Origin of the sequence: Faecalibacterium sp. (assembly GCF_052358865.1) — a bacterium.
Taxonomy (GTDB): Bacteria; Bacillota; Clostridia; order Oscillospirales; family Ruminococcaceae; genus Faecalibacterium; species Faecalibacterium butyricigenerans.
Map to the genome: position 1 here is coordinate 46,352 of NZ_DAWCVJ010000010.1, position 6,235 is coordinate 52,586.

A 6,235-nucleotide genomic window follows, 5' to 3' on the forward strand; every position below is an offset into this window, starting at 1 on the left:
ACCATGAAACTGTTGACTTTGAATACCCACAGCCTCATTGAGCCGGACTATGAGGCAAAGCGGGACACTTTTGTAGATTTCATCGCAGAGGAGCAGCCGGATGTGTTCGCCCTGCAGGAGGTGAACCAGACGGCCGCCGCTCCGCTGCTGGGGGATGTCCCGGCGGGATACTACCCCTGCCCCGGCAATATGGTGCTGCTGAAAGCGGACAACCACGCCGCAGCAGTGGCCCGGATGCTGGAAGAGCGGGGCGTGCATTACCATTGGAGCTGGCTCCCGGCAAAGATCGGCTACGACAGGTACGATGAGGGGATGGCGGTGTTCAGCCGTGCCCCCATCACCGCCGCCGAAAACCTTCTGCTGAGCAAAAGCAGTGATTATAAATACTGGAAGACCCGCCGTGCACTGGGCATCTGTGCAGGAGATGTCTGGTATTATGCGGTGCATCTGGGCTGGTGGAAGGACGAAGAAGAACCCTTCTCGGCCCAGTGGGAAAAGCTGTCGCAGGCGGCAGGTGCAAAGCAGAACGCCTTCCTGATGGGAGATTTCAACAGCGAAGCCGATGTGCGGGGGGAGGGCTACGACCTCATCCTCCGCAGCGGCTGGCAGGATACCTATCGTCTGGCACAGCAGCGGGACGAGGGCTACACCGTCGTGCAGGCCATTGATGGCTGGCGGGATGCCCCGGATGCAGCGGCCAAAAAGCGCATCGATCAGATCTGGTGCTCCAAGGCGCTCGCCGTAAAAAGCAGCCGGGTCGTGTTCAACGGCCTGCGGGAGCCGCAGGTGTCCGACCATGCCGGTATTTTGATCGAGTTATAAAGGAAGGTAAACGAAGATGCAGAGAAGTGCAGGCATTTTGCTGCCCATCAGCAGTCTGCCGTCCCCTTACGGCATCGGCTGCTTCTCGCAGGAAGCATACGACTTTGTGGACTGGCTCAAGGAAGCCGGGCAGACCTACTGGCAGATCCTGCCGCTGGGCGTGACCAGCTACGGCGACAGCCCCTATCAGAGCTTTTCCGCCTTTGCGGGCAATCCGTATTTCATCAGTCTGGATGCTCTGGTGGAGGAAGGGGCGCTGACCGCCGCCGAGTGCAAAAAGGCAAACTTTGGCCGCAAGGCAGATGACATCGACTACAGCCGCCTCTACACAGAGCGGGGCCGCCTGCTGCGGCTGGCCTACTCCCGCAGCGACATCGGCCACAACGAGGCATTTGCGGCGTTCTGTGAGAAAAACAAGTGGTGGCTGGACGATTTTGCCCTGTTCATGGCGGTCAAGGGCCGCTTTGAGGGCAAGCCGTGGATCGAGTGGGCCGAGGACATCCGTCTGCGCTGGCAGCCCGCCATGGACTACTACCGCCGGGAGCTGTACTTTGAGGTGGAATACCACAAGTATCTCCAGTTCAAATTTGAGGAGCAGTGGCGCAGACTGAAGGCTTATGCCAACAGCAAGGGCATCCAGATCATTGGCGACATCCCCATCTATGTGGCGCTGGATTCGGCGGACGCATGGGCAAACCCGGGCCTCTTTCAGCTGGACAAGGAGAACCTCCCCACAGCAGTGGCGGGTGTCCCCCCGGATGGCTTTTCGCCCACCGGCCAGCTCTGGGGCAACCCGCTCTACCGCTGGGAAGCGCACCGCGAGACCGGCTACCAGTGGTGGATCACCCGCCTGTGGTACTGCTTTGAGCTGTACGACGTGGTGCGCATCGACCACTTCCGCGGCTTCGACGAGTATTTCTCCATCCCCTACGGCAGCGAGACCGCCGCGCCGGGCCACTGGGAGAAAGGCCCCGGCATCGAGCTGTTCCGCGCTGTGGAGCAGGCACTGGGCAAGCGGAACATCATCGCGGAAGACCTTGGCTACATGAGCGACACCGTGCGTCAGCTGGTGCGGGACAGCGGCTTCCCCGGCATGAAGGTGCTGGAATTTGCTTTTGACTCCCGGGATACCGGCAGTGCCAGCGACTATCTGCCCCACAACTACCCTGTGAACAGTGTGGCCTATACCGGAACCCACGACAACGAAACGCTGGTATCGTGGCACAAGACCATCACTGCCGCCGAGCGTACCATGGTGCGGGACTATCTGTACGACTACGCCACCCCAGAGGAGCAGCTCTATAAAAGCATGATCGCACCGATCCTGCGCAGCGCAGCGGCGACCTGCATCATCCCTATGCAGGACTGGTTGGGGCTGGACAACTCCGCCCGCATCAATCAGCCCTCCACCGTGGGCCAGAACTGGCGCTGGCGGCTGAAAAAGACCCAGCTGACCAAGAAGCTCCAAAAGGAGATCTGCCAGATGACCACCCGCTACGGGCGGAAGAACTGGACCTGACCGCAAATGCGGCCCATAACTGCATAAGCATGACAACGCCCCCGCTTCGGATGTTCTCCGAGGCGGGGGCGCTTTTTCGTATGGGGTCATTCTACCGATGCAAGAATAGAACGCATTTCTTCTGTTATGTGCTGGAGGTCTGTGCAGAGCAGTGCGATTTCCAAGGCGGGCGCGGGTGGATTGCGCAAGCCGCGCTTATGATAAGGAACCCGGGTTGCGGCTCCCAGCGTCTGCTTCTCTGCCGCTCGCATCCTGCTGGCCGCAGCCCCAGCCTCGCCTCCCTGTTTCCGCCACAGGCGGCGGTCGGCTCCGCTGCTGTTCGAATCCACCCGCCATTGTGAGTCTGACGCTTATACAAAAGAAAACTGCCAGTGTATCTCTACACTAGCAGTTTTTTCATGGAGCGAAGCAACCCAAATCCGAACCATTGCCCTCTGGGGCATCTTTGGCGGCGATTTCATCGAAAGTGATGGTTTTTGTGCCGTCTTTGTAGTTGAATGTAATCAAAACTTTTTCATCATAGAGATAAACAGCATTCACGAATGTATTGATAAGCGTTTCCCGGTGGCTTTTCACGTTCGGGTCGATCTTGCGGAACCGGGTCAGCCAGAACCGAACCTGATTTTCGCTCAACCGAGGCCGAGCGATTTTTTCTTCGGCGATCCGAACCTCAAGTTCTTTCTGCTGGGCTTCCAGCTTTTCCAAACGCGATTTGGTGGAATTGGTCAGCACACCCGCCTGGATAGCGTTCAGCATATTCTCAATGCCGTTCTCTACCTCGCGCATCTGCTTTTCCAGCAAAGGGAGAGTGGTGTTTTCCTGATCCTGCAACTCCATGACTTCTGCAACGATGGCATCAATCACGGCATCATCCTGAATCAGCTTCATGGTTTCAGCTATGACCAAATCTTCCAGCCACTCTTTACGGACGGTCTTTTTCTTGCAGGTCTTGAAACGCTTCGCGGTGGCGCACTTATAATAATGATGAACGACTTTGTTCCGACCCGTACCGCACTCGCCGAACATCATCGCGCCGCACATTCCACAGAACAGCTTGGTGGTGAGCAGATAATCATCCTCGGCCTTGTGGCGGGCAGGAGCACGGCTGTTCTTTTTGATTTTCAGCTGCACTTCCTCAAACAAATCCTTGTCCACGATGGCCGGGATGCTGTCGGGCATCACAATGTCCTTGAAGTGGTTTTCACCGATGTACCGTTTGTTCGTCAGCAGCTTCTGAACACTGTTGTAGGTGAACTTCTGGTTGCGGTTGGTGGTCACACCGCTGTCGTTCAGCCAGTTCATCAGCTCCTTCATGGTCACACCATCGTTGTACCGCTGAAAGGCTTCTACCACAAAGGGAGCTTTCAGCGGGTCGACTTGAAAGAACTTCTCCTCATCCACCTTAAAACCAATGGGAATCGTGCCGCCGTTGTACTTCCCCTTCAGAACATTCTCGGTCATGCCACGCACGACCTTTTCAGAAAGTTCTGCGGAATAGTATTCAGCCATGCCGGTCAGCATACTCTTGACCATGATACCCGCAGGGCTGTCCGAAATAGGCTCCGTGGCAGATACCAGCTTGACATGATTTCGCTCCAACTGGTACTCATAATGGGCCGAATCATAGCGGTTTCGGGCAAAACGGTCAAGCTTCCAGACCAGCACAATGTCAAACAACCGTTTCTCGCTGTCCTTGATCATCTGCTGGAAGTCCGGGCGGTTATCGGTTTTGGCGGAAAGGGCGCGGTCAATGTAGTGCTTGACCACGGTAATGCCGTTCTTTTCGGCGTAGGCCGTACACTCGCGAATCTGACCTTCAATGGATTCTTCGCGCTGGTTATCGCTGGAATAGCGGGCGTAAATCACGGCGGTCATGCAAACACCCCTTTCACTTCATTCTCCGCAGGCGGCGCACAAGGTCGGATGCACTGTACAGCACACGGGCCACCGACACGGCATCCTCGCCCACAATGTAGAACACCGAGTAGTTGTCCACCAGCATCTGCCGCAGCCCTTGGGTGCGCTCCAGCTCGCTTTCCACTAGCGCACAGCGTTCCGGCAGGATGTTCAGCGACTGGATTGCTTCTGCAATGCGGTTATACTGCCCCATAGCCGTGTCAGGCTCCAGCAGACGGTCAGCAATATAGCTGTAAATCTGCTCCATATCGCTGAGGGCCGCATGGGAAATTTTCACGTCATACTGCTTCATCTGTGCTGTTCCCTGAACTGTGCGAATGCGCTTGCAGCATCCACGGTATCACCGTTCTGAATCTCCTTGATGCCTACCTGCAAGGCTGCATGGAGCTGGTCATCGGTCATGGTGTCAGCGTTCAGAGCCGCAGGAGCCTTCGGCAGGGACAGCGAGAAGGGGATGCCGCCAGTCAGGGTGATCTGGCGCAGGTACATATCAATGGCTGTTGCCATCGGGATGCCGAGCTGCTTCAACACATCCTCGGCTTGCTGCTTAACGGTGGGGTTGACACGAAGATTGAGTGTCATCGTTTTTTCCATGGTTATCACCTCGACCTTATTGTAACGTATTTTGCGTTGCAAATCAACAACTCCCAAACTTATAATTAAATTTCTCCATATTGCACAACATAACTTCAGGTTCTCCGACTTCTAAAATTTTGCTTCATACCAATACCAATGTGCTGCAATTCGTTCAGTATATTGTGTATTATCACCTTCTGATTCTGCCCACGACCATCCATTTTCACTTTTTACAAACTCAACCGGAACATCTTGAAAGCCATGTGGTTCATCATCTTCAGAATAGTAAAAGCCCTTATATGTAGTACTCGGAATGAGCCCGAAAGAGCCTGTACAAAATTCCACCATATCATCTGCGTAATAATATACTTTCCATCCATTCCACTCTAGCGGTCCCATTGGATGTTCTTCTATCACTTTCCGCGCATAGTTTGTCAGCTCATCCTGATTTCGCAGTACATAAGACTGGATGGATTTTTTGCTAAATGGCCGAACAATCAACGCCGTAGCTACAGCAATACACCCTAGTGCGGTCAAAAGTCCAATGCAAATTCTTTTCATGTTTTTCTCCAGTCAACTGAAAACATATCACGCTGTAAGAACTATGATATCGCAGACTTTACTTTAGCGTGTGTACAATATGCAGTGCCATATCTGCATTTTCTTTGTCTACAAATATCTCTGTGATATACTTTGGTTTTATACCTAGAGTTCCAATTCTTGCCTGATCGAACGTATTACGCCGATTGACATCTTTAGTTTTGCAATAGAACTTGATTCCCGCAGCCGCCAACGCATCCGTGATGCGGCTGCCTTGGTAGGGATCAGAAACGGTTGCGACTTGCGATTTGAAAAACTGCTCTAGCATAAAAGGATCTCCTATATACACTCTAAAAGAAATCTCTTGCGTTTCTTACTGGAATAACGAAATTTAAGCCCAATTTATTTCGTTTGTCTACAAAATTTTTCAAAATCGTATAGCTGCACATAAATTCATGGAAAATTTGTTGCATAATCACAGTTTTGTTTATCTGCATCGCTATTGAGGACGAATACGGCAATACTCCAACGCAGCGGGCGGAACTGGACTGGCTGCTCTACAACAAGCCCTTGGAGTATGCTCAGCTTGTGCTGGGTGGTGAGATTGAGCATTATCTCTCACTCAGCTGTGACCATGGCAGATTTAGAGGATTGACCTTTAATTAGAATATACAGATAAAACCGACAGCCATCTACTTGCGACTTGCAAATAGATGGCTGTCTATTATTAACTACGCATTTTAACAATGATTTTTCTTTTCAACAAGCATTCCGATAATAAACGAAAGTAGGAAAACGAGCAGCCAAATCAAAACTCCGTAGTGTGCCTTGAGCTGCCATACTTTTCCTATATACATATCC

Annotated in this window: 7 protein-coding genes and 1 pseudogene; 3 read left to right on the forward strand and 5 right to left on the reverse strand. The window is 53.0% G+C overall.

What is annotated here, in order from left to right:
* The first annotated feature begins 3 nt into the window (after window positions 1-3).
* Both ACT8X9_RS03315 and malQ read left to right on the forward strand, forming a co-directional pair.
* Window positions 4-822, forward strand: coding sequence for an endonuclease/exonuclease/phosphatase family protein (locus tag ACT8X9_RS03315; protein WP_444268125.1), 819 nt, complete (start codon window positions 4-6; stop codon window positions 820-822).
* A gap of 16 nt (window positions 823-838) precedes the next feature.
* A complete protein-coding gene (malQ, locus tag ACT8X9_RS03320) occupies window positions 839-2,341 on the forward strand; it encodes a 4-alpha-glucanotransferase (protein ID WP_444268126.1) in 1,503 nt (500 codons plus the stop codon).
* A gap of 396 nt (window positions 2,342-2,737) precedes the next feature.
* Here the strand turns inward: malQ and ACT8X9_RS03325 are convergent, their stop codons facing one another.
* From ACT8X9_RS03325 to ACT8X9_RS03345, 5 genes are all read right to left on the reverse strand, one after another.
* Window positions 2,738-4,216 (reverse strand): recombinase family protein, encoded by a 1,479-nt coding sequence (locus tag ACT8X9_RS03325; RefSeq protein WP_444268127.1) that lies wholly within the window; start codon window positions 4,214-4,216, stop codon window positions 2,738-2,740.
* Between the two features lie 13 nt (window positions 4,217-4,229).
* The gene (locus tag ACT8X9_RS03330; protein ID WP_444268128.1) at window positions 4,230-4,550 is read right to left on the reverse strand and encodes a type II toxin-antitoxin system RelE/ParE family toxin; all 321 of its coding nucleotides are present in this window, start codon (window positions 4,548-4,550) and stop codon (window positions 4,230-4,232) included.
* Complete coding sequence (locus tag ACT8X9_RS03335) at window positions 4,547-4,840, reverse strand: type II toxin-antitoxin system RelB/DinJ family antitoxin (RefSeq protein WP_120120645.1); 294 nt, start codon at window positions 4,838-4,840, stop codon at window positions 4,547-4,549. Before ACT8X9_RS03335 ends, ACT8X9_RS03330 begins: the two co-directional genes overlap by 4 nt.
* 123 nt (window positions 4,841-4,963) lie before the next feature.
* Complete coding sequence (locus ACT8X9_RS03340; protein ID WP_444268129.1) at window positions 4,964-5,395, reverse strand: hypothetical protein; 432 nt, start codon at window positions 5,393-5,395, stop codon at window positions 4,964-4,966.
* 58 nt (window positions 5,396-5,453) lie between these two features.
* Window positions 5,454-5,702, reverse strand: coding sequence for a hypothetical protein (locus ACT8X9_RS03345; RefSeq protein ID WP_097791371.1), 249 nt, complete (start codon window positions 5,700-5,702; stop codon window positions 5,454-5,456).
* Between the two features lie 149 nt (window positions 5,703-5,851).
* Between ACT8X9_RS03345 and ACT8X9_RS03350 the strand changes: the two are divergent.
* Window positions 5,852-6,040: pseudogene (locus ACT8X9_RS03350) on the forward strand (DUF6061 family protein); the annotation flags it as partial.
* Between the last annotated feature and the right edge of the window lie 195 nt (window positions 6,041-6,235).